Genomic DNA, 22,913 nt, shown 5'->3' with positions numbered 1-22,913 from the left:
GCGCCACCGTGCTGCCGGCTCGCGCGAGATCCGCCGCCCTGCCTACCCGCACGGACACACCCCGCGCCCACGCCGTCACCCGGTCTGCCCGCGCTGATTTTGCGCTTCGGAGCGCCTTTAACACTGCCCGCGGCAAGTGTTAGCAGCACACCCCGCTCAGCCTCACTCAGCTCGCGCATTTGCCCGATTGCGAGGTTGCCAAGGTGCAGCGGACCAAATTGCCTGCGAACCAGCTCCACAACGGGATGCCCCACTGCGGCGAGCATTCTGCGCACAATCCTGTTGCGCCCCGAGTGCAAGGTTATTTCAAGCAGCGAGTAATCACTTGTTAAGCCCGGCAAAACTTTCGCACTATCAGCTGCTATTTCGCCGTCTGCAAGCTCAATTCCCGATTTTAACAGCTGCACGGTTGCCGGAGCAACCCTGCCGCGCACTTTTGCAACATAGGTTTTTTCCACGCCAAATCGCGGATGCGCGAGCGCGTGCGCAAGTTCGCCGTCGTTTGTGAGAATCAACAGTCCGGAGGTGTCGGTGTCGAGCCTGCCCACGTTGTATATCCGCTCTTCAAAAGCTGCGGTGAACTCGGTTAGATCCGGGCGTCCCTGCTCGTCTGCCATTGTTGCAACAATACCGCGCGGCTTGTTGAGAATAAAATATCGTTTTGTTACATCAAGCTGCACGATAATGCCGTTAACTCTGATTTCATCTTGCGCAGGGTTAATTCTAGTGCCGAGTTCGCACACGATTTCACCGTTTACGCGCACTTTGCCCCGGACAATCAAGCTTTCGCACGCGCGGCGCGAAGCAACCCCCGCTCCCGCAAGTGCTTTTTGTAAGCGGACGCCCTCGCTCGCTGTCAAACCACCGCCCTGATCTGCAGCGGCACCGACACCGACGAGATCAGAAACACCGCTTCGCCCCGCACTGCTGACGGCGCGGCTCAAATCGCCAGCGTCACCGTGCCCTGGCATATTGTCAAGTTCAGCGGCGCTGAGCTCAACAATAACCGGTGCTGCCTTTTTAGAACTGCTCAAAAACTATTTCCTCTAACCTCGTAAACCTCTAAAACTAGCGCAAAAATCAACCGCGGGCGACCAGTTACGCAACAATTCCGCGCGCAACCAGCTCACGCGCCAGGCGCATATGCGCTTCTGCCGCCGCATTGGTGGGCGCGTATACAACAATGGGCTTGCCCGCAACAGAGGCGTCCGGAATCCGCACAGTGCGCGCAATTACCGAGTCAAAAACCTTGTCGCCGAAGTTCTCTTTGAGTCGCTCCAAAACTTCTCGGGTGTGCAGCGTGCGCGAGTCGTACATCGTAATAATAAGCCCGTCGAGCGTGAGCTGCGGATTAATTCTGTCTTTTATTTTTTCGATCGTTTCAATCAGCAGCGCAACCCCGCGCAACGGCAGAAACTCACACGGCAGCGGAATCAGCACCCCGTGACTCGCAGTCAGCGCGTTAACCGCGAGCAGCCCCAGCGAGGGCTGGCAGTCAACAATAATTACGTCATACTCGTTAACAACTTTGCGCAGAATACCCGCGAGAATCTGCTCGCGCGCAACCTCGTTAATCAGGTGAATTTCGGCAGCAGACAGGTCAATATTAGCGGGAATCACGTCAAGCCCGGGTGTGCTCGTGCACACAATCGCCTCGCGCGGGTCTTTGATCGCACCCATCATCAGCTCGTAGATTGTGGGCACGTCATAAGTCTTCACGCCCAGCCCGGCAGAAAGCCCTCCTTGCGGATCGAAATCCACCGCGAGCACGCGCCGCCCATAGCTTGCCAGCGCCGCACCAAGGTTAATTGAGGTTGTTGTTTTACCAACCCCGCCTTTCTGGTTGCACATCGAAATAATGCGCGCCGGCCCGTGAGTTGTTGGTTTAGCCGGAGCCGCAAATGTTTTTGTACCACACCTGGCGGCAGCGCTTTTTTTTGGTTCTGCCACTAAAGAATCCTTTCCGGATATAATCACCTGCAATAATACCGCTTAAACCCGTATCGCTTCTCAATTTCTTCTAACCGACAACGAGTAAAGTATCTGGTATGTCCACAGCGCCCGCATCCCGTCAGCACACCACCGGCAACAGTCGCGGGAGTGAATGCGAACGTGAGCGTGAGCGTGAGTGCGGGCACAGCCACGGGCGCATCCGCTGTTCTGAGCAAGAACGCGATTCCAAACACGAACACAGCCACGAGTACGCGTCTAAGCACAGGCGCGGGCGCGGTTACCAATCCGCCATAAAAGCTGTTTGCGCCACGGTTGCAATAATCGCCCTGCTGCGCCTGCTCACAACCTTGCTACCCGCAGAGCTCGTGCCGTGGCAGTTTCGCGACGCGGGAACTCTCGCCGTTAGCGTATTTATTGAGGCTTTCCCGTTCGTTGTGCTCGGCACACTAATCGCGGTTGCTGTGCAATTCTGGGTGCCGCAGCAGATTCTCTTAAAAGTTCTGCCGCGCAACAGTTTTATGCGCCGCGCGGTTCTCTCGCTGCTGGGGGTTCTTATGCCCGTGTGCGAGTGCGGCAACGTGCCGCTTGGCAGAGGTCTGCTAAAACGCGGACTCACCTCGGCGGAGGCAATAACCTTTGTGCTGGCGGCTCCGCTCTTAAACCCCGTCACAATTGCGACAACATACTTCGCTTTCGGCTGGCAAGATGGTATTTTAGTTGCACGCATTGCCGGCGGATTTATTATCGCCAATTTAATCGGCTACGTGTTCTCTAAGCACTCTGATCAAAAAGCGCTGCTGCACCCCGGGTTTGCTGAGGATCTAGCAAATTCAGAGCCTGTGGGTGCTGCTGGCAGCGCAGTAATTTCAGGCACTATGCGCGCTCACACTGCGACGCCTGGCACCTCGGCATCCGGCATCAGCGCAACACTTAACAGCACAACGCACGAATACGACAACATCGCACACGCACACCAGCACGACACTTGCGCCAGCGCATCCGCCCCGAAATATCACCGCGCCATGACGAGTTTCACGGCCGAACTCACGCTGCTGATGCCCGCGCTCGCACTCGGCAGTATTTTGGCGGGGCTGCTGCAAACTGCGTCCCCCGCGGAGCTGCTCACGTCGCTGGGGCAGCATCCGCTGTTTAGCGTGCTCGCGCTCACCGGACTGGCGGCCGTGGTTTCAATCTGCTCAACCGTTGACGCGTTTTTTATGCTCAGTTTTAGCGGCACATTTTTGCCCGGCTCGATCGCGGCGTTCTTAATTTTCGGCGCGATTATCGACATTAAAATGCTGCTACTGTTGCGCACAACATTCGCTGTTAAAACGCTGCTGCTAATAACGGCGCTCGCCCTGCTGGCGACCGTTACGATCGGATTGGCGGTGAACCTAATTGTTTAAGAAACCACAATTACTCGGTAAACTACTCGCGCTGGCAGCGTGCATCTGCGCTCTCGCGCTTATCGTCACGGGCAAACTAACCCTTTACGTGCATCCGCGCTACACCGTTTTCACGCTGCTTGCCGCAATTATCGCACTGTTAATTATGCTCGGCAGCGAGTTTGCGCGGATCGCTACCTGCGACGGCATCACAACCAGCCCGCCGCGCAGCCTCCTCGGTCGCGTAGCTGGCGTTATCGCGGCACTAATCTTAATTCCGCTCGTGCTGTTACCTCCGGCGTCACTCTCCGCAGAACGCGCCAGCACCGGCACCAAAATCGGCGCTGCGGGCAAATCATCCGCCATTTCCTCCGCAAACGGCGACAGCGCCAGTCGTAGCATTGCCGACTGGGCAAACACGCTCGCTGGCGGCATCGCGGCGAGCGAGCTCTCAGGGCAGGCAGTCGATGTGACCGGATTTGTCGCCGCCGACGATCGTAATCCGCAAATTATGCGCGTGAGCAGGTATTCTGTAACCTGTTGCGTTGTTGACGCGCAGGCTCTGAGCGTGCCCGTCTATATGCCCAACTGGCAGACGACCTACCAACCCGGGCAGTGGGTGCGAGTGACCGGATTTTTTATCAACAACCCGAACGCGACCGCGCTAACTACAACGCTGCTGCACAGCACCAGCATTGAGCCTGTGCAAGCGCCGCAAAACCCGTATTTGGCGGTGAACTAGGTGCGCGACAGAACTTTTCAAATCACCTCGGGTGCGGTAGTTTTGGTTCTGCTGTTCACGGTTATTGCGCTGGCACTTGTGAGCCTGCAGTCGGGTCCAAAACTGCGAGAAATCACACTCAACTCAAACCTCGCAACCGCCCTGCCGCAACAGCGCGTTGCGCTCGCCTTCAACCAGAGTATTAACGCCGATAATCTCGGTGAGATCAAGCTCACACCCGCCGCCGATATAACCGCCTCGGTGACAGAAAATAAACTAATCTTAACTTTCGCCAGACCTCTGTTGGCGGGTGTCACATATCGGGCCGAAACCGCTGTTACATCCGCAACAACCGGCACGAGCCGCGCGATTACTGGCGAGTTTACGACCGATCCGCTGGATCTGACGGTTTTGAAGCCGCGCCCCGCCGAAACACAAACAACCGCGCAGGACAAAATAATTGCCTACCGCGTGGCAGCGAGCGGATCAATTACCAACCCCAAAAACGGCAACAGCACGGCGAGCGGCATCGAGCTTTTTGAGGGCGCACGGATAACGGATTTTGCGCGCGGTGGCGACTGGCTAGCGGTCACGAAGCAGAACAACGCGCGGGCAATGGATTTTCTTGTGCAGCGGATAGGCAGTGCGACCGCTCGCGCAGACGGTGCGGCAGCTGCTGCCACTGACAATCCGGCAGGTCGCACCCCAGAGCGCGCCGCGCACATCCCCGCAGAGCAGACAATAATCCCCCAAACTCCCACGCAGCAGCGCCGTGCCCTCGCGTTTAGCGACGACGGGGCGCTGCTGGGAATCAAGTTTTTCAACGGAGTCAGCGATAATTTACACCTGTACCCAGTTAGCAAAATAGATCCCGACACGGTGCGCAGTGTGCGCGACGAAGCGGGCAACGAACTCGCCGTAACCGCCTGGGCTTTTATTCCGGGCAGCAGTGAGGCAGTGCTACAAACCGAGTCGGGCAGCTACTATCGTGTGCCGTTAAACGGTGCCGCCACCCAAATAAGCGCGGAGCAGGTCGCACAATTACTGGCAAAAATGAATACGGCAGAAATGTTCACCGAGCAGCCAGAAAGCGTAGCGGATGTAATGTTCCCTTTGCCCACCTCCAAAACCGTTTTTGATGGCGTGCTCAGCATCCGGGATAATAGCCTGTTATATAACGGCGCTTCACTGTATGAACCGGCGGCCGAAAGCAGTAAAATAACCGGTGTTTGTGTGAGCGCAAACGAGCAGTTTGCGCTCGCCCGCGTAACTGCCGCCAACTCCCAATCACAGCTGAGCGTGATCGAGCTAGCCACGGGCAAAACACTTTTTAGTGCGCCTGGCGTAACTGCCGACTGGTGCCGCTAACCCCCTATTTAGCCCGCGGATGCGCGCTCATGTAGTGCTCGCGCAGCACGTTAGAGGTAACGTGCGTGTAAATCTGGGTTGTGACAACGGATGCGTGCCCGAGCAGCTCTTGCACGCTGCGCACGTCCGCTCCCCCGTTCAACAGGTGCGTTGCAAAAGAATGCCGGAGCGTGTGCGGCGACACCTCTGCGGTTATTTTCGCACGCTGGGCAGCGGCCTTAATCACCAGCCAAGCGGTTTGGCGGCTCACACGCGCCCCGCGCGGTCCGAGAAAAAGCGCGGCGGATTCCTTTCCCAGGGCAGCATACCCCGGACGGGCGCGCACCAGGTAGCGCTCTAGCGCCTCCCCCGCGTAACGCCCAAACGGCACCAGCCGCTGCTTACCACCTTTGCCTCGCACGCGGATAAACCCGCCCGCGCGCAGCGGCTCTGCCACCTGTCCGGCGCTGTCGTAGAGATCGTCCATGTCAATTTTAACCGCCTCAGAAACCCGCATTCCGCTCGCGTACAGCAGCTCAAGCAGCGCCCTATCCCGCAATTGCAGAGGGGTTGCGTCAGGCGCATCCGCCCCGACCGCGTCTAAGAGCGCGGTAACCTCGGAAATAGCTAGCACCCGTGGCAGATACTGCCGCTGTTTTGGGGGTTTTATAAGATCCGCCGGATTGCCGGCGCTCAACCCCGCCTGCTGTAAATACTCGTGCAGCAGACGCACCGCCGCAATTCGCCTGGCAATGCTCGTGCGGCTGGCGCCCGACTCGCTTAAAAACTGTACAAAATCAGTGATATTTTGGCGCGTAACCGTGGTTATCTCGGCAATTTGCCGGGTCGCTAAAAACTTGGCATAAATATTAATGTCCTGCCGGTACGCGAGCTGAGTGTTTTCACTTAAACCGCGCTCAAATTCAAGATACTGCAGAAACTTTTTAAGTGCCCGCGCCGTTGTTGAGGTTATCTTATGATCCGCCAGCTCTGCCACCGTTCGCCTATTTTGCGGCGGAGTTACGCTCTATTGCGGCCGCCACAAGCCCTGCAAATAGCGGATGCGGGTCGCTCGGGCGGGAACGCAGCTCCGGGTGTGCCTGCGTTGCGATGTAGAACGGGTGCACGTTTTGCGGCAGTTCGGCATACTCCATGAGTTTGCCGTCTGGGCTGGTGCCAGAAAAAACAAGCCCGGCGTCAGCTATCTGCTGGCGGTACTTGTTGTTAACCTCGTACCTGTGACGGTGTCTTTCTGCAGCGGATAGGGTACCATACAGCTGCGCGGCCAGAGTTCCCGGCTCGAACTTTGCTTTGTACAGCCCCAGACGCATTGTGCCACCGAGGTTACCGCCGTCAAGAATATCAACCTGTTCGGCCATTGTTGCAATAACCGGCACGGGTGTTTTTTCGTCAAACTCTGTTGAAGATGCTGCCGGTAGATATGCCATGTGACGGGCGTATTCAATAACCATCAGCTGCATTCCAAGGCACAGCCCGAGAGTTGGGATTTTATTTTCGCGCGCGTACTGTAACGCCCCGATTTTACCCTCAACACCGCGCGCTCCGAAACCTCCCGGAACACATATTGCATCAACGTCTGCAAGCTGTTTTGCCGCCTGTTCTTGCGTTTCGCAGTCATCTGACACAACCCATTTAATATTGACATTGGAGCCGTGCGCGAAACCGCCCGCCCGCAGTGCCTCCGTTACCGAGATGTAGGCATCTGGCAGGTCAATGTATTTGCCGATCAACGCAATTGTCACCTCGTGGCGCGGATTGTGCACCGAGTCGAGCACCGGCTGCCATCTGCTCCAGTCAACTTCACTCGCAGCATCAGCAAGCTGCAGGTGATTAATAATTGTTGCGTCAAGCCCCTGTTCGTTAAGCAACCGTGGCAGATCATAAATACTGCTCACATCGATTGCGTTTACAACCGCGTTCTGCTCAACGTTGCACATGAGCGCGATTTTGCTTAAGTTTTCTTCTGTAACAGGGCGATCACTGCGCAGCACGAGCGCGTCAGGCTGAATACCGATAGAGCGCAGCGCAACAACAGAATGCTGTGTTGGTTTTGTTTTCTGCTCGCCCGATGCGCCCATAAAAGGCACCAGCGAAACGTGCACAAAAATTACGTTGTTACGCCCCAGCTCGTGCCGCACCTGACGTGCCGACTCGAGAAAAGGCTGTGACTCAATATCACCAACGGTGCCGCCGATTTCGGTGATAATAACGTCGGGCTGCGGACGCTCTTGCGCCTGTAGCCGCATTCTGCGTTTAATCTCGTTTGTAATGTGCGGAATAACCTGCACTGTCTGCCCGAGATAGTCACCGCGGCGCTCTGCCGCGATTACATCAGAATAAACCTGTCCGGTTGTGACATTTGCTGCGCCGCTTAAATCAATACCAAGGAAACGCTCGTAGTGACCAATGTCAAGGTCGGTTTCAGCTCCGTCGTTAGTTATAAACACTTCACCGTGCTGGAACGGGTTCATAGTGCCCGGATCAACGTTTAAATACGGATCTAGTTTTTGCATCACCACGCGCAAACCGCGCGCGGTTAATAGATTACCAAGACTGGCGGCGGTAAGCCCTTTGCCAAGCGATGAAACAACGCCACCCGTAACAAAAATGTGTTTTGTAATTTTTCTTGAGCTCACGGGTTTCAATTATACCACCGCCAGTCTGGTCGCCTATTTTGCACGCTAGCGCTTGTCTTGAATCGGAATCCAAACCTGTTTCACGATCATCATAATGCTCGCGGTCACAGGGATGGCCATCAGCGCGCCCAGCACACCGAACAGGGTGCCGCCGGTGAGCACACCAACAACAACCATTGCGCCCGGAATATCAACCGCCTTATTCATAATGCGCGGCGTGAGTACGTATGCCTCAAGCTGCATATAAATCAGGTAGTAGACTCCGGCAATTAGCGCGGTCATAGGCGAGTTGAAGAACGCCACAATAACCACCAGCACGGTTGCGGTAAGCGCACCAACGAGCGGGATTAGCGCCAGGAAGAACACGCCAACTGCAACGAGCACCGCAAACGGCACACCAACAATCGTCATCATAATGAAGCCGAGCACCGCGTTGGTGAACGCAATTGTTGCCTGACCTGCGATATATCCACCAACCGAGTCGGAAACCTGCTCGGTGATGTCGATAACACGCGCGCGGCTGGTTTTTGGCACTAGCGAGTAGAATCCGCGCTTAATGCTGCGCATAGAAGCCAGAAAGTAAAGGCTCAAAATCAGCACAATCATAGTTGCGGTGATAGCGGATGCGATACCCAGACCAACCTGCAAAGCACCGTTCGCAAAAGAGCTGATATTGCCAGGGTTTGCGATGTAGTCGCGACCCATTCCAACAATCTCTTCAAGGTCGAAGAACTTACTAGCAGCGCGATCAAGGTTCATAAACCACGACTCGCGCACCAGGTTGTTGTAGTAGGTTGGTGCCTGCTCGACCAGGTTACTAACCTCTTTAATAATAACCGGGATCACAATCGCAAAAATACCACCGATAATAGCAAAAAGCCCCAGGAACACAATCGCTACGCCGAGACCGCGCTTCACACCGCGACGCTCCAGCATTCGCACCAGCGGATCAAGCCCCAGCGCAATAAACAAGGCACCAACAACGTAAACGATAACACTGCTGGCCTGCTGCAAAAGTGATGACGCTGCGAGCGTTACCAAAACGCCCATAGCGGCTATTAGACCGATTTTGAAGGGGTTACGAACTTTAACACTGCTGCTGCCGTCGCCGTATTTGGCAATCAGTTCAGAGTGTTCTTCTGATAGATCGCGCGCTTCGCGATACATTTCACGTGTATCACTGTCAAGGCGCGACATATCGACCCGTTTAATATCCGGGTGTTCAGCAAGCTCGCTCTCCGTTAGTTTAGAACTGCTATTAAGATTTGCACCGACTGTGCGAAATATTTTTCCAAACATCATGTTATTTTAACATTATCCCACCATTTAACTAGCGGTAATTTTTAAGTTCAGCCCTTCCCATTGCAACAAGTTCGGCGGCGTGTTGCAGAGCGCTCTCAGAGTCACTCAGCCCAGACAACAGCCGCGCGGTTTCAGCCAGGCGCGCATCCCCGCTGAGCTGTTTACAACTCGACTGCGTGAATCCGCCGCTCGCGTCTTTGGTAATGCTCAGGTGGTTATCCGCAAAAGCCGCAACCTGCGCCAGGTGGGTGACCACAATAACCTGCGCGCTCTGCGCCAGCTTGGCAAGCCTTTTACCAACTTCAATAGCCGCCGCGCCACCAATTCCCGCATCGATTTCGTCAAAAACAAAGGTCGGCACCGGATCGCTTCCGGCGAGCACAACCTCAAGCGCGAGCATAATTCGTGATAGCTCACCACCCGACGCGGTTTTTGAAAGCGGTTTCGGCGCAGCTCCCGTGTACGGAATCAGCATAAACGCGATCTCATCCGCTCCTGTAATCGTCGGCTCTTGCGATCTGATCTCAACTAGAAAGCTGCTGTCAGAAAGCGCCAACGCCGCAAGCTCGGCGGTAACACGCTCTCCCAGCACAGCTGCCGCCGCCTGCCGCAGCTCAGTGAGCTTTGCTGCCGCCTCTGTTTGCCTGCTACGCAGCTCTTCTAGCTCTGCCGTAATTTCCTGCAGCCGGGTGTCGTCATCGCTAAACACGCTGAGGCGCTCGGCTGCAATATCGTGATACTCCCACAAGCCCTGCAGTGATGTTCCGTAGACGCGTTCGAGCCGGGTTAGCTCTGCAATCCGCTGTTGCGCCTGCTCGAGTTCCGCTTCGCTGCCGCCTTCAAGATCGTCGCTGTAGCGCACAAGATCCGCTGTGACATCCTGCAGGCGCGTTGCAATATCCTGCAGCTGCTCGACAGCGTCGCTCAGGGTTTTATCAACGCTCGCCGCATCCTGCGCGGCCTGCGCGGCCTGCCCTATCAGCATCTGCGCGTCACACTGTGTCGCGTCACTTCCCTCAGCGGCGAGCACATTTACCGCCCGCGCGAGATTTGCCCGCAAAGACTCTAAATTGCCAAGTTTCTCTATCCGCGCACGCAACAGCTCAATTTCATCAGGCTGCGGATCAACCAGACTAATATCTTCAACAGCGCGCCGCAGCTGCTCAGCCTGTTGCCGCCGTTGCTCCCTGTTTTCGGTGATGTTAGTGTGCTCGCGCTCCAGCTCAAGCCGTCGCGTGTACACGCTCTCATAAGCAGCGCGGGCGGCGGATACCGCCGCGCCCCCAAACCGGTCAAGGGTTTCACGCTGCTCGTGCTGGGTTCTTAACCGCAGCTGATCATTCTGCCCGTGCACGCAGAATATCTCAGATGCGAGCCTGCTCAGCACTCGCACAGGACATCGCGCCCCGCCAACTCCCGCACGGCTTACGCTATCCACGTTTACAGTGCGGGTGATTAGCAGCTCCCCCTCTTCGGTTTCGCCGCCAACCTCGTCAACAATATCTAAAACTTGCGACTTGACTGTCTCTATTATGCCGGTTATCCGCGCCTGCGACGCACCCTCTCGCACAAGCGCAGCATCACTGCGCTCCCCCATTAGCAGCCCCAGAGCGGTTACGATCATAGTTTTGCCCGCGCCGGTTTCGCCGGTAATCGCGGTAAAACCCGAACCCAGCGCAATCGTGCTGTTTGCAATCACCCCGAGGTCTTTAATATTAAGTTCAGAAATCATCCGCGCTCCTGTCCTGTTTGTCGCCAACTCTCAATCGGAAGCTTGAATTTGTTCACCAAGCGGTCTGTGAAAACGCCCTCGTGTAAGCGTGCTAACTGCAGTGTTTGAGCGGATCTGCGCACAGCCACGCGCTGCCCCGGGACAAGCTCATATTTGCGCCTGCCGTCACACCACAGCTGCGCAGGAGCAAGAGTGTTTGGTAGCAGCTGCGCTTCAAGCACCTGCTCAGGGCCTACAACAAGCGGACGGTTAAACAGCGCATGTGCCGCTATGGGCACAAGCAGCATCGCGTCAACGCTCGGCCAAACGACCGGCCCGCCCGCAGAAAAAGCGTACGCAGTAGAGCCCGTGGCGGTTGCCATAACAACCCCGTCACATCCAAAAGCCAATAACGGACGGTCATCAACCCCAATCGCAACCTCAATCATGCGCACCGTTTTTTCAACGGTAGCTTCGTTTACAGCGAATGTTTCGTGCACAACATCCGCCCCGTCAAAAACTTTAACCTCAAGCAGTTTGCGCTTTTCAACCCTGTAGTCTCGCTGCAGCACAAGCTCGAGCGTCTCGGTTAAATCGCGGTGTTCTTTTTCCGCCAAAAACCCAACGTGCCCCAGATTAACCCCGACAACTGGGCAGTGCGAATCGTGCACCAGCTCTGCGGCGCGCAAAATAGTGCCGTCACCGCCTAAAACAATCGCAATTTCAAGCTCGGCAAGCTGCACATCAGCACCCAGCACGGCAATCTGCGAGGTTGCGATGTGCGGCGCAAAAGCATCTCTATCCGCAGCCACCATCACGGGCACAACATGGTGAGCTACCAGCGCGCTCACCGTCTCACAGGTCGCGGCTATCGCTTCCGCCCGCTCAATATGCGAAATAACAAGTATCTTGCGTGATTTATGTGCGCTCACCAACACCCCCTAATCCAGTGTAACCACTGCGCTAAGCCGCCTATCCCATTGTGCCCGATCATACTGAGTATCGGACGCAAAATACACAAGGTATTCAACATTGCCGTGAGTTCCCGCGAGCGGACTCTGCACAATCTGCCGCGGTATCAAGCCGTGCTCGAGCGCGCATTCGCAAACGCGGTTTACCGCGTCGAGCCTGTTTTGCGCGGATTTCACAATGCCGCCTTTAACCCGCTCTCTGCCAACCTCAAACTGCGGTTTAATCAGCAGCACAGCATCCGCCCCGGGAGCTGCCAGCGACGCGATCGCGGGCAAAATAAGCGTTAGCGAAATGAAAGACAGATCGCCAACAACCAGCTCGGGGGTGGCGAGCTCTGCCCCGACAAGCTCGCGCAGAGCATCGGTGCTTAAATAGCGCGCGTTGAAGTTTTCCACCACATGCACTCGCGGATCCGCCCGCAACTCAGGCACAAGCTGCCCGCTGCCCACATCGAGCGCAACCACCGCGCGCGCCTGATGTTCTAAAAGAACCTGTGTGAATCCACCCGTTGAAGCGCCCAGATCAAGCGCAATTTTGCCCGCCGCACTAACCTCGAACGCCTGCAATCCTGCGGCGAGCTTGTGGGCGGCGCGGCTCACATACCAGTTGCCATGCAGCACTTCGACAGCGTCGCCCGGGTTCACTTTAAGCGCCGGTTTTTGCATTGTTTTGCCGTTTACCGCGACCGCCTCCGCGGCGATCAGTTTTTGCGCGCCGTTTCGCGTGCTGACAAACCCCAGCACAGTGAGCGCAAGATCAAGTCGCAGTGGCGGATCACCCCACACCGCACAGCGCACCGACTCCTGCGCCGGTTCGTGCGCTAGTCCCTGCGTAGGCATCAGCCCTTGCGCAACAACAAAAACATCCACGGGCATCAGCTGCCCCACCGACTCAGGAGTTTGCTTCCGCCCGGGCGAGCGTGCGCAACTCGCAGCGGCCCGGGCACGCGGTAAAGTCTGTTTCTGATTCATGCTGCTACTCTACCAAGTCGGCAGGACACTATATTTTTATCCACAGCACCCGGTTCATTAAGTTTGTCACAGGCTAAAATTCCACCGCAAGCACTGCACCCAGCACATGAATACACACCGGAGACGCTATCCGCTCGCACCACCAGCTCCCGCAACTCCCGCAGCTCCTACAGCTCCCACAACACCCGCGATATCCGCAATAACCTCATTCGCGCACCCTCGAGCCGTGTCAATCCCCGCCGCAGCCGCGAACAACTTAAGCTGGTATTATTGAATAGAATCTCGATTTCTATATTCTGTAACGGAGGATACTGTGTCTGCAGCTCAAAAACGTGATAACGATCTTTTCCAACCAAGCTCTCGACCCGCTCCGTCTATTGGCACAATATTTTTCTCGTTCCTGTCTATCGCTATGATTGTCGCGGGCTTCTACATAATGAGCGCGGCATTTTCATACGACGACACCGCCGCAATGCTCATGTTCAGCGGCGGAATAGCCCTCGACATAATCGCATTCATGCTGATTTTCATGTTCATTCCAGCACGCGATAAAACATCTCTTAAATAACCACGCCTCGGTGTTTACCGCGCTAGATCAGAGCCTCACATTGCCGAAGGCATTTAGTCAGCAGTCTAGTCGCGCAAAAAATTACTCCACGGTGAAAACACCCAGCAACAAGCTGCGCAACCTACCCGCGCCACACAACTGTTGCAAGCAGCCATCCTATACAACCGCACCAGGCAGCAGCGCAACCGTGCAAACCCGCTACTCTGCAGCGCGCCAGTAATCTGCAACCAGTATTTCAGGCACGCGCAAACCGTAAACAGCAAGCCCCGAACGGTATATCGCCTGGCATCCGGCGCGCAACAGATCGAGCGGGCTCGACCCCTCTTGCAGAATCTCCACATCCTGCCCGGTGACTCTCACCTTCGCACCCCCAACCCGCACAGCGCTGTCACGCGCAATCACAGTTTCCGGGTACGGCTCGTACAGCTGACCAAGATCCGCCACAATATAATCGGGACGCATATCAGCGGATGCAGCCAGCAGCTGCTTCGGGCGATCCACTCCCGTTAAAACGTGCAGGGCCTTCATGCCCGCATTTTTCGCGCCCTTAATGTCGGTGTCGAGCCTGTCGCCGACCATCAAAGCTGCGCCCGGCTTCACCCCGAACCGCGCAAACGCGGTCTGGTATATCGCAAGCTCGGGTTTGCCGGCAAACCGCGGCAGTCGCTGCACCGCGTTGTGCACGGCAGAAACCAACGAGCCATTGCCCGGCGCGGTGCCGCGCGGCACGGGAATTGTCCAGTCGGTGTTGGTTGCGATCCACGGAATCAGCGGCTCACCGGGCTTTTCGGCGAGCGCAAAAGACGCCTCGGCAAGCTCACGCCAGCCCACGTCTTGTGCGAAGCCCTGCACGACCACGTCAGGTTTATCTGCGGCGGATCGTGTCACCCGGTAACCGGCTTTGTCAAGTTCATTGCTTAGGCCTTCGCCTCCAACAACAAAAACGAGCGCTCCATCGGGCACCGTGTCGCGCAAAATTTGCACCGCCGCCTGCGGGCTGGTGACAACGTCTTGGGGTGTGATACGCAGCCCAAAGCTCGTCAGTTGCGCCGCGACCTGCTCGTCTGTGCGGGCGGCGTTGTTTGTGAGATACCCCACCCGCATCCGTTCAGCGGCGCGGTTAAGGTGCACAACTGCGCCGGGGATTTCAAGATGCCCGCGATAAACAACACCGTCAAGATCAGCAATCAGCGCCTCGACACCGTCAAGCGGCGTATTTTTTGCTTTCCTAAAAAGCGCCACTTGTTAATTCCCCGCTTCGCTCTCAGCTTGCTCAGCATCCACCGCAACAGTCTCAGCTTCATCAGTCTCAGTTTCATCAGGCTCAGTTTCATCAGGCTCAGCATCCGTCGCAGTATCCGCCTCAGCGGCTGCTTCCTCTGCCTCAGCAACGACCGCTTCTGCGGCTTCTTTAGCCATACGCACGGCATCCACTTCCGCCCGCAGTTCCGCTAAAACACCCGTTTCTTCAAGCTCCTCACGGCTCGCCATGGAGTCAAATACCACTAGCTGATCGCCGCCGGTATGATCCACCAGGGCTGCCGCGGCACGATCCGCGTCGCGCAACCACTCCGCCGCTTTCACAGGCTCGCCGGTCTCCTCCAGCACCAACGCATACGCGCGAAACAGTTCCGGGCTGTAATCATAGGCTCGCTCGTTGCTGAACTCGAGCGTTTCAAGCTCGGCGCGCGCCAGATCCGGCTTCTGCATATCCAGGTAGGCTCCGGACAGCGCAATAGCAAGCCGCACCTTGTCACCAGATCCGAGCTTGTCCGTGTCAACAATCGCCGCCAGCTCTACCCCACGCTCCGGGCGATCCAGCCCGCGCTCACAATCGACCATCATGCCGATATGCTCAAAGCCGCCGCTCAGGCGCGTATATGTGTGAAACTCGCGCAACGCGAGCGCAAAATCATGCAGCCGGTATGCAGTCATCGCGAGAGTTTCACGCGCCACCGGAATTCTGCCCGCGCGCCGCACCGCCGATATTGCGTGCTGGTGCGCAGTTTCCGGGTCAATGTCGATCAGCTCAGCAACCATCGCCAGATGCCGCCCGACCAGCTCTGCGTTTTCTTTTTCAAGCGTTTTCAGCTGGTTGCGTGCCGCAGGTGCCAGATCTTTTATGGTCACACTCGACGGGATTAGCGGATCATTGTGCCGCTCTCGCACCGGGCGCAGCTCGTGCGCGATTCGTTCTGTTTCGGTAAATTCGCGTGCAACGCCGCCGCGATCACTGCGACCTGCGCCCCTTGTGCCGCCTCTGCCGTAAGAGTCGCGCGAACCCACGCCGCGACCGCTGCTATCACCGCGATCGTTGCGACGCTTAAAGCTGCGGTCGTCTCTGCGTTTAAAGTCACGATCATTATGTTCTCGATTGTTTCGCTTAAAGCCGCGATCATCACGACGTTCGCTATCGTCGCGCCTAAAATCAAGGTCACGCCTCTCAAAACCACGGTATCCACGATCAAAGTCACGCCCGCCAAAACCACGATCGTCCCGATTAAAGCCCCGATCTCGTCGGAAACTATCATCTCGCCGCTCGTTGCCTCGGAATCCTCTATTATCGCGGCTCACACCACGATCATCATGTTTGAAGTCACGCTCACCACGTCCAAAATCGCGCCCGCCACTGTTACGCCGAAAATCGCGATCATTGTACACAAATCTGCGCTCGCCGCTACGTTCAAAACCACGCCCGCCACTGCGCTCACCGCGCTGGTTATTGCTTCTAAAACCGCCTTCACGACCGCGCCGCTCATCACCACCGCGACCATTACGCCAACCACCGCGCTGGTTATCGCCGCCATGGAAACCACGCCCGCGGTCATCGCGCCGCTCACCGTTCCAGTCACCGCGGCGGTCATCACGCCCCCGATCATCACGCCAACCGCCACTACGCGCGCCGCGCCTGTCGTCACCGCCGCTACGCGCACCGCGCGCACGGTCAAATTCGCTATTCTTACGTCCAAAATCTCTGTCTTGACGCTCACTTCTGCGTGCGCGACCATTCTTATCCGCATTTTTATTGTTTTCTGCCAAACCAACTATCCCTATTTTTATTTCCCGATTCACTCCGGCAATAAACATTTGCCCAATCATATTAACTATACAGCCCGGCGCTGTCAGTAATAATTATTCTACTCCGCCAAAATGGCAGGATTCTATCTAACTTTAGCGCCGCGCTCAGCCCCCTAAAGCGCCAGCATCCCACCCGGCAAAAGCCCCCTATGCCGCGTTACGCCGCCGGCGCAAAGCCGCGTCAAGATCAACTTTTTTAGTTTCGCCGTCCGCAACAACACCAATTCGACTCAGCCGGGAACGCAACTCGTGGCCATGCAAATCGCGCAACTCTCCGCCCTGCGCTGATGCGCTTCGTGCGGGCGGAAAATCCCGTTCCGACCGCTCTTTCAAAAGAATCGAGTCTGTCTGATTAACCTTAGGCACGGGCTTCTTAGCGCGCGCCAATTGTTCCGCACGCGCTTTTGCGATCCGCTCTGCAGCCGCTTTCTGTGCTGCCGCGTATTTCACCGCGGAATCATCCACAACCGCAACAGGCACTGTTTCATGTAACAGCTGCTGCTCAACCGCGACCTTGGTTGTCGCTTGCTGCTGCTCAACCTGCTGCACGGCTCGCCCCGGAGCAATCGCGAGCAGCACCCCGAACGCCACAACCGCAACGCCCGCACCGATGCCCACCACCAAAAATCCGCTGCCCGCAATTGCCACGCCCACACCGAGCAGCACCGCAACCAGCCCGGCAGCGCCCAACGCAGCCACGACCAACCGCACGCGCCGCACCAACAATCCCTGCATTTTAGCCGCGCGGATCTTCGCACTGCGCAACCGCGCCGCCTGTTTCACGCTAATTTCGGCGACCTTACGCTCCGCATCCGCTCGCAACTGTTCGGCTCGCAGCTGAGCCTGAGCCGCCCGTTTGCGCTGCTGCAACTGCTTCTCGCGGTGCAGGGCTTCTTTTGCCGACTGCACTCGCTCATCTTCAGCGATCGCAACCGTGACCGTTTCCAGCCGCTCCATGCTGCGCCGCAGCTTCTCGGCTTCTCTGGCAGCAACGCTTGCTTCGCGCCCTCGCGCAAGACCCGGAATCAAAACCGCACCCCACAGCACAACCGCCAGCAACACAAGCAAACCGCCACCTAAGAATCCCATGCACCAACTGTATTATGAGCAGGCTCTGTGCAAACACAAAACACACCCAAAACACCAAAATTCTAAGCGTTTACTCAGGCTAATTCATAGGAACGGTGGATAAACCACCCAACAGCAGCAGATCACCAGATACAAGGCAGCGGATCGACCACCCGACGGCGGCAGATCTCCGGCAAGTCACGACCAATAACAGCAGACACCAAACCGTAGCAATAGCACTAAGCTAGCAGTAGCAGATAGCCTGCCACCAAACCAGGCGGTCACCAATTATCAAAGCAGCAGAACCAGCTACCGCCCGCTCTAATTAGCTCTCCAGATTGCTCGCGAAATCGCGAATCCAGTCTTTTAATTCCGCCCCGAAATCTTCGTTTTCCACACCAAGGCGCAAATTTGCTTTAATCCAGTCAGCTTTGTCTCCGGTGTCGTAGCGGCGCCCCTTAAACAAAACCCCGTAAACTGGTCCGACACTGTCACTATCGCTCTCCGCAAGCGTGTTTAACGCATCTGTCAGCTGAATCTCGCCACCGCGACCTGGACCCTGCTTTTCAAGCAGCTCAAATATCTCCGGACGCAAAACATACCGCCCAATAACCGCCAGGTTAGAGGGCGCACTCGCAGCATCGGGCTTCTCAACCAGCGACTTCACGCGCACCACGCTCGGATCCTCAGTAGTCTCAACATCCGCACACCCGTAAAGGTGAATGCTCTCCTCAGGAACCTCCATAAGCGCAATCACGGTCGCCTGCCGCTTATCGTGCTCCGCAATCATCTGCGGCAATAGCGGATCACGCTCGTCAATCAAATCGTCACCTAAGAGCACCGCAAAGCTACTGTCACCAACGTGCTGTCTCGCGCACAAAACCGCGTGCCCGAGACCCAGCGGCTGCCCTTGCCGCAGCATATGCACATCCGCTATTTCACTAACCGCGCGCACGCGCTCAAGTTTATTAGCGTCGTCTTTTTTTTCGAGCGCGATTTCAAGCTCTGGCACACTGTCGAAATGATCCACAATATTACCTTTGTTGCGCCCGATAATTACGAGCACATCTTGCAAACCGCTTGCGGATGCTTCTTCAACAACGTACTGGATAGCTGGCTTATCAACAATCGGCAACATCTCTTTTGGTGTTGCTTTAGTAGCTGGTAAAAATCTAGTGCCCAAACCTGCCGCAGGAATAACGGCCTTGGTCACACCGGAATTAAGGGTTTCATTTTTAGTCATACCGCAACTTTACCCGCACTTGCTAGATTTTTACTTAGATTCTAGTATCGCGAATATACAATTGTGACACCTGCCATAAAAGATAGATGCCACAATTTATTTTATAAATACGATCAGTTACGCCTTCCCTGTATTCCAGACTCACTGCCCAGCTTGCAAAAAACGCGACAGCGCAGCATCACGCGCATCACAGCTTGACGAGCATCAAGGAGAGCTGCCGTGAAAATGCCTAAAACGGGTGCTCTTTAACACTGTCGCTAACGCTAAACTCCCGACCACCTACGATCTATCGAAATGAAAGTTGTGGGCATACCAACAATTTGAATATCGAATTTCAAACTCGGCTCCACCTTAGTTGAAGCATTGTGTATTCTAAAGCTAAACTGCCAACCGCCGTCAAAGTACAACTCCAAAGTGTTTTTACTAGCAGGCTTATACTCCAAACTAATAATTCTTGTTGGAAGCTTAGATACCGGCAGGTCAATACTCTTCCCAGAAGTCTTACCATTTCTATTTAGTGTCCCTCTTAAGTTATAGCTTTGAACCCTGGTCAGTCGTTTAAGGTCCATACCGATAACCTTGTAAAAATCAAACCCACCTAGTAAGTACTCAACCAAAAGTTTTGGAATATCTTTTCCGAACAAGATATTTTGCCGCTCCACCTCTGCTTTAAAAGCATTCAACAACGGAACATAAACCTCATCTTCTTTGTTTATCAAGTCGCTCCACTTAGAACCCTTCTGTTTTTCGCAGTCAAGATACTCAAATATAGGATAAACATCTTCCCAATACGAGCAAGAGCATTTTATTCCGTACCACTTGTCACCAAAATCTAAACTCTTCGATAACCTACTGTGTTTAACAGCAAAATGATTGTGCTTAACGCTAAGACCTATTTCCCATTCAACACCTCTCCTGGTAATTAAAAGATCTCGCGCATCACCATCCTTGCCTTTGCTATCGGGCTGGATTCTCAGCTCAAGCTCCTCGCCGTCACCTTCGAAAATCAGAGGTTCAAGGTCAAACACTACGCTAGCTCCAGCCAGCGCACTCGTCCTGTATATTACTTTGTCAGAGTCGCTCAGAGTATTCCACGCCTTTGCTGCCGCAAAGTAGCTACTGTTTTTTACTATCTTCGCAAGTCTTGTGCTGGATATCTCTTCAAACAAAATATTCAGATAAGCGAACTCATACGCTCGCCCTTGATCATTACTCTTACCGCTCATAGCTCAGCGCGAATTCGCGATCAGGATCAGATTCTGAAGTGTCATTCACGTTTGAGCCACCCAGCGCAATCGCCACTGCCCGGGCCATCTCATACGCAAGATTCACCGGCACAGCATTGCCAATCATCTTATACGCATCGTTCAAATTCGTATAATAAAACCTAAAATTATCGGGAAATCCCTGCACTCTGGCGCATTCTCTCACGGTTAGTCGCCTATACAACGACTCTTTCCCAGGTTCAAATATGTTTTTATTTTTCTCTATTTTAGGCATTACCGGCGCCTGTGGATGCAGCTGGCACTGCCGCCCCGAGGCCTGAATTGTAAACGCCTGCTCATGCCACTGTCTAACCCTGTTTCGGCTCATAAAAATAGGCGAGTGCTCGCCGATGAAATATTCATGATTCAAAATCATACAACCGTCACCGTTAGTTTTGTTTCTTGCTAATGCCGGCATAGCAGAGTCTTTCAAATCCCAAATAGCGTCTTTGAAAGTTAGTTTGCTCGCATACGGTTTAGGCGGCTCAAACTTAACCCGCAGATCCTTGCTAAACCCAACATAGAAAACTCTTTGCCTGTCTTGCGGAACACCATAATCGCTCGCATTTAGCAAATAAACGAAGGTGTCATAGCCAGCTTCTTCAAACTGCAATATTATGTTCTCAACCGCTTCACTGTGCCGCTTAGACATCATTCCCTTAACATTTTCAGCAAGAAAAAACTTGGGCTGTTTATCTTTTAAGATACGGATATACTCGTAAAACAGCTTTCCTCTTGGGTCGTTAATCCCGTTTAACGAACCGGCTTCGCTCCATGACTGGCATGGCGGACCACCTATAATCCCGTCACACTCGGGGAATAGCTCCGGTGAAATTCTAGAAATATCTCCTTTTAGGAGTTTCGCATTGTGGTTCTTTTCGTATGTTTCCCAAATGGTTTTATCGTATTCGTTTGCTGCCACAACTTTAAACCCGGCTTTTTCAAAGCCCAGGTCTAACCCGCCAGCTCCAGAAAACAAGCTGATTATATCCATCTAGTGCCCTTCCCAAGATCCATTAATACATTCTACAGCCCCGAAAAAAAAACTACACCGCAAGTTTTACTCAAACCACAGGCAGCGAATCCACCCCGCAGGTGACGACTCCACAGGCAGCCCGTACAGCACAGCCCGCACCGCACAGCCCGCACCGCACAGCCCGCACAGCACAACAAGCATCGCCCACCAGATTCGCCGACAAATCCGCTTGAAAACAATAAAATTACGCAAAGTATCAGCTAAGTCTGAAAAAATTGGAACACTATGAACACCCAAGATGTCACCCAGGCAAAGCAGGAAATTCGCGCGCGCGTTAGGCAGGCCCGCGGTCTTATGTCAGAGCTCGAGCTTAAAACCGCCAAAACCGCGCTAACCAAGCAGTTAATAGCGCTAGTCACGGCGCGTGGGGCGCGCAGCGTGTCCTGCTACCTGCCAGTGCGAAGCGAGCCAGACACGACCGAGTTCATCACCTGGGCGCGCGCAAACGGCGTGCGCTTACTCCTGCCAAGCTGCCGCAAAGATCTGCTGCTCGACTGGATCGAGCCAAGCTCAACAGAAACCGTGCCGGGGCTGTTTGGCATCCCCGAGCCAGTAGGCGAGTTCTACAGCCCACTCGAGGTGCAGGGCGTTGATCTGATGATGATTCCAGGGTGCGCGGCCGCAACAGACGGCACCAGGCTCGGCTGGGGAGGCGGATTTTTCGACCGTACAATCGGCTCCATGGAAACAGCTCCGCCGGTTTTCACGGTGCTCTACGACAACGAGATTTTTGCACGACTGCCCCGCGACGTGCATGATGCACCCGTAACCGGCGCGGTCACCCCGTCGGGTGTGAAATATCTTGACAGATCGCCGCTAACCTCTGAAATCACGGTCACCAACCAGTAACCCTGGCACGCAGCGCGAACCTGCTAACTCCGCACCCATACAAAGCACAAACAACAGCGCACCAAAACCGCCCAGAGGCAAACCCCAAAGCCCCAGCCTAAGCGTGAGTAGCGCGCCCGACCACGGGAAAAACGGTATTCTCATCCCCCAGCTGCAACGCCGTCACCGTCATTTGCGCGGCAGATTCCAGATTCAACGCCCGCCGGTACGCCATCTCCACAGTGTCCGCAACAACAGTGCACCCGTGGTGCTTCATCAGCACACAGTTATGCGCACCCAGCTGCGCGGCAACGGCATCCGCCAGCTCATCAGATCCGTTATCAAAAAACTCACTAACCCCGATACTACCAAGGTAGGACGCATGATCGAGCGTTAGCAAGCGGATCTCGCACCCGAGCGTGGCGAGCAACGTCGCTGTTTGCGGGTGCAGGTGGATCACGCAGTTTACGTCTGGACGGGCCGCATAGACACGCTGGTGCAGCTTCCATTCGCTAGAGGGCTGCACGCCGCTGTGATGTCGCCCGGCAGCGTCTAACACTGCGAAAGACTCAACTGTCAACTCGTCAAACCACACGCCCGAGCCGGTTATTGCAAACAGCCCGTCAGCAAGCCGCACCGACATATTTCCGGCGCTGGCCAGCACAAGCCCGCGGGAACTCGCATCTCGCCCCGCTTCAATAAGCGCTGCAATATCTGTGTTCCTTGCAAGCCTCGCCACCATACGCTCACCGATAATCAGGCCCGCTACTAGCCTCGCAATCACACGCCCTCCACTAACCACATCCAC

Annotated in this window: 22 protein-coding genes and 1 pseudogene; 5 read left to right on the top strand and 18 right to left on the bottom strand. The window is 55.3% G+C overall.

The features are described from left to right. Positions 1 to 131 precede the first annotated feature (131 nt). Positions 132 to 971: pseudogene (locus KJY78_RS04285) on the bottom strand (pseudouridine synthase); the annotation flags it as partial. A 127-nt stretch (positions 972 to 1,098) separates the two neighbouring features. Further along, complete coding sequence (locus tag KJY78_RS04280; protein ID WP_348771192.1) at positions 1,099 to 1,950, bottom strand: ParA family protein; 852 nt, start codon at positions 1,948 to 1,950, stop codon at positions 1,099 to 1,101. Between the two features lie 98 nt (positions 1,951 to 2,048). Here KJY78_RS04280 and KJY78_RS04275 point away from each other — a divergent pair, with 98 nt between their 5' ends. The 3 genes from KJY78_RS04275 to KJY78_RS04265 are packed head-to-tail and all read left to right on the top strand — an operon-like array spanning position 2,049 to position 5,427. Further along, complete coding sequence (locus tag KJY78_RS04275) at positions 2,049 to 3,359, top strand: permease (RefSeq protein WP_214337375.1); 1,311 nt, start codon at positions 2,049 to 2,051, stop codon at positions 3,357 to 3,359. Continuing rightward, the gene (locus KJY78_RS04270; RefSeq protein ID WP_214337374.1) at positions 3,352 to 4,080 is read left to right on the top strand and encodes a TIGR03943 family putative permease subunit; all 729 of its coding nucleotides are present in this window, start codon (positions 3,352 to 3,354) and stop codon (positions 4,078 to 4,080) included. Before KJY78_RS04275 ends, KJY78_RS04270 begins: the two co-directional genes overlap by 8 nt. Beyond that, positions 4,081 to 5,427: a hypothetical protein gene (locus KJY78_RS04265; protein WP_214337373.1), complete on the top strand. Its 1,347-nt coding sequence runs from the start codon at positions 4,081 to 4,083 to the stop codon at positions 5,425 to 5,427. 4 nt (positions 5,428 to 5,431) lie between these two features. On the opposite strand, the gene xerD is transcribed toward KJY78_RS04265, so the two are convergent. The 7 genes from xerD to KJY78_RS06725 all read right to left on the bottom strand — a co-directional run bounded on the left by xerD (position 5,432) and on the right by KJY78_RS06725 (position 13,274). Next, the gene (xerD, locus tag KJY78_RS04260; protein WP_348771191.1) at positions 5,432 to 6,403 is read right to left on the bottom strand and encodes a site-specific tyrosine recombinase XerD; all 972 of its coding nucleotides are present in this window, start codon (positions 6,401 to 6,403) and stop codon (positions 5,432 to 5,434) included. A gap of 7 nt (positions 6,404 to 6,410) precedes the next feature. Continuing rightward, positions 6,411 to 8,063 (bottom strand): CTP synthase, encoded by a 1,653-nt coding sequence (gene pyrG, locus KJY78_RS04255; RefSeq protein WP_348771190.1) that lies wholly within the window; start codon positions 8,061 to 8,063, stop codon positions 6,411 to 6,413. A gap of 45 nt (positions 8,064 to 8,108) precedes the next feature. Then, positions 8,109 to 9,365 (bottom strand): AI-2E family transporter, encoded by a 1,257-nt coding sequence (locus KJY78_RS04250; protein ID WP_214337372.1) that lies wholly within the window; start codon positions 9,363 to 9,365, stop codon positions 8,109 to 8,111. 28 nt (positions 9,366 to 9,393) lie between these two features. Continuing rightward, complete coding sequence (recN, locus tag KJY78_RS04245; RefSeq protein WP_214337371.1) at positions 9,394 to 11,097, bottom strand: DNA repair protein RecN; 1,704 nt, start codon at positions 11,095 to 11,097, stop codon at positions 9,394 to 9,396. After that, positions 11,094 to 12,008 (bottom strand): NAD kinase, encoded by a 915-nt coding sequence (locus KJY78_RS04240; RefSeq protein ID WP_348771189.1) that lies wholly within the window; start codon positions 12,006 to 12,008, stop codon positions 11,094 to 11,096. Before KJY78_RS04240 ends, recN begins: the two co-directional genes overlap by 4 nt. Before the next feature lie 9 nt (positions 12,009 to 12,017). Then, entirely contained in the window at positions 12,018 to 13,019 is a 1,002-nt protein-coding gene (locus tag KJY78_RS04235) for a TlyA family RNA methyltransferase (RefSeq protein ID WP_250544167.1), read from the bottom strand. 126 nt (positions 13,020 to 13,145) lie between these two features. Continuing rightward, the gene (locus KJY78_RS06725; protein WP_284675998.1) at positions 13,146 to 13,274 is read right to left on the bottom strand and encodes a hypothetical protein; all 129 of its coding nucleotides are present in this window, start codon (positions 13,272 to 13,274) and stop codon (positions 13,146 to 13,148) included. Between the two features lie 58 nt (positions 13,275 to 13,332). On the opposite strand from KJY78_RS06725, the gene KJY78_RS04230 reads away from it, so the two are divergent. After that, a complete protein-coding gene (locus KJY78_RS04230; RefSeq protein WP_214337370.1) occupies positions 13,333 to 13,587 on the top strand; it encodes a hypothetical protein in 255 nt (84 codons plus the stop codon). A gap of 198 nt (positions 13,588 to 13,785) precedes the next feature. Here KJY78_RS04230 and KJY78_RS04225 read toward each other — a convergent pair whose 3' ends face one another. The 8 genes from KJY78_RS04225 to KJY78_RS04190 form a co-directional block, all read right to left on the bottom strand. Then, positions 13,786 to 14,829, bottom strand: a complete 1,044-nt coding sequence (locus KJY78_RS04225; protein ID WP_214337369.1) for an HAD-IIA family hydrolase — start codon at positions 14,827 to 14,829, stop codon at positions 13,786 to 13,788. A 3-nt stretch (positions 14,830 to 14,832) separates the two neighbouring features. Beyond that, entirely contained in the window at positions 14,833 to 16,248 is a 1,416-nt protein-coding gene (locus tag KJY78_RS04220; protein WP_214337368.1) for a hypothetical protein, read from the bottom strand. Then, positions 16,158 to 16,595 (bottom strand): hypothetical protein, encoded by a 438-nt coding sequence (locus KJY78_RS04215; protein WP_214337367.1) that lies wholly within the window; start codon positions 16,593 to 16,595, stop codon positions 16,158 to 16,160. The genes KJY78_RS04220 and KJY78_RS04215 overlap by 91 nt, the downstream gene beginning before the upstream one ends. A 217-nt stretch (positions 16,596 to 16,812) precedes the next feature. Then, positions 16,813 to 17,754, bottom strand: coding sequence for a hypothetical protein (locus KJY78_RS04210; RefSeq protein WP_214337366.1), 942 nt, complete (start codon positions 17,752 to 17,754; stop codon positions 16,813 to 16,815). Positions 17,755 to 18,058: 304 nt separating this feature from the next. Then, the gene (galU, locus tag KJY78_RS04205) at positions 18,059 to 18,976 is read right to left on the bottom strand and encodes a UTP--glucose-1-phosphate uridylyltransferase GalU (protein ID WP_214337365.1); all 918 of its coding nucleotides are present in this window, start codon (positions 18,974 to 18,976) and stop codon (positions 18,059 to 18,061) included. A gap of 263 nt (positions 18,977 to 19,239) precedes the next feature. Next, a complete protein-coding gene (locus KJY78_RS04200) occupies positions 19,240 to 20,202 on the bottom strand; it encodes a HaeIII family restriction endonuclease (RefSeq protein ID WP_214337364.1) in 963 nt (320 codons plus the stop codon). Then, positions 20,192 to 21,235, bottom strand: coding sequence for a DNA cytosine methyltransferase (locus tag KJY78_RS04195; RefSeq protein ID WP_214337363.1), 1,044 nt, complete (start codon positions 21,233 to 21,235; stop codon positions 20,192 to 20,194). Before KJY78_RS04195 ends, KJY78_RS04200 begins: the two co-directional genes overlap by 11 nt. Positions 21,236 to 21,301: 66 nt before the next feature. Next, positions 21,302 to 21,469, bottom strand: coding sequence for a hypothetical protein (locus tag KJY78_RS04190; protein WP_214337362.1), 168 nt, complete (start codon positions 21,467 to 21,469; stop codon positions 21,302 to 21,304). Positions 21,470 to 21,502: 33 nt separating this feature from the next. On the opposite strand from KJY78_RS04190, the gene KJY78_RS04185 reads away from it, so the two are divergent. Beyond that, the gene (locus KJY78_RS04185; protein ID WP_214337361.1) at positions 21,503 to 22,126 is read left to right on the top strand and encodes a 5-formyltetrahydrofolate cyclo-ligase; all 624 of its coding nucleotides are present in this window, start codon (positions 21,503 to 21,505) and stop codon (positions 22,124 to 22,126) included. 97 nt (positions 22,127 to 22,223) lie between these two features. Here KJY78_RS04185 and KJY78_RS04180 read toward each other — a convergent pair whose 3' ends face one another. Next, positions 22,224 to 22,913 (bottom strand): class II aldolase/adducin family protein, encoded by a 690-nt coding sequence (locus KJY78_RS04180; protein WP_348771188.1) that lies wholly within the window; start codon positions 22,911 to 22,913, stop codon positions 22,224 to 22,226.

The organism is Canibacter zhuwentaonis (assembly GCF_018531145.1).
Lineage (GTDB): Bacteria > Actinomycetota > Actinomycetes > Actinomycetales > Microbacteriaceae > Canibacter > Canibacter zhuwentaonis.
This window is presented reverse-complemented; position numbering and strand designations above follow the sequence as displayed.

Coding starts and splice junctions, on each gene's coding strand:
- KJY78_RS04275 (WP_214337375.1), top strand. CDS start 2,049: ATGTCCACAGCGCCCGCATCCCGTCAGCACACCACCGGCAACAGTCGC.
- KJY78_RS04250 (WP_214337372.1), bottom strand. CDS start 9,365: ATGATGTTTGGAAAAATATTTCGCACAGTCGGTGCAAATCTTAATAGC.
- recN (WP_214337371.1), bottom strand. CDS start 11,097: ATGATTTCTGAACTTAATATTAAAGACCTCGGGGTGATTGCAAACAGC.
- KJY78_RS04235 (WP_250544167.1), bottom strand. CDS start 13,019: ATGAATCAGAAACAGACTTTACCGCGTGCCCGGGCCGCTGCGAGTTGC.
- KJY78_RS04215 (WP_214337367.1), bottom strand. CDS start 16,595: ATGGTCGCGCACGCAGAAGTGAGCGTCAAGACAGAGATTTTGGACGTA.
- KJY78_RS04210 (WP_214337366.1), bottom strand. CDS start 17,754: ATGGGATTCTTAGGTGGCGGTTTGCTTGTGTTGCTGGCGGTTGTGCTG.
- galU (WP_214337365.1), bottom strand. CDS start 18,976: ATGACTAAAAATGAAACCCTTAATTCCGGTGTGACCAAGGCCGTTATT.
- KJY78_RS04200 (WP_214337364.1), bottom strand. CDS start 20,202: ATGAGCGGTAAGAGTAATGATCAAGGGCGAGCGTATGAGTTCGCTTAT.
- KJY78_RS04195 (WP_214337363.1), bottom strand. CDS start 21,235: ATGGATATAATCAGCTTGTTTTCTGGAGCTGGCGGGTTAGACCTGGGC.
- KJY78_RS04185 (WP_214337361.1), top strand. CDS start 21,503: ATGAACACCCAAGATGTCACCCAGGCAAAGCAGGAAATTCGCGCGCGC.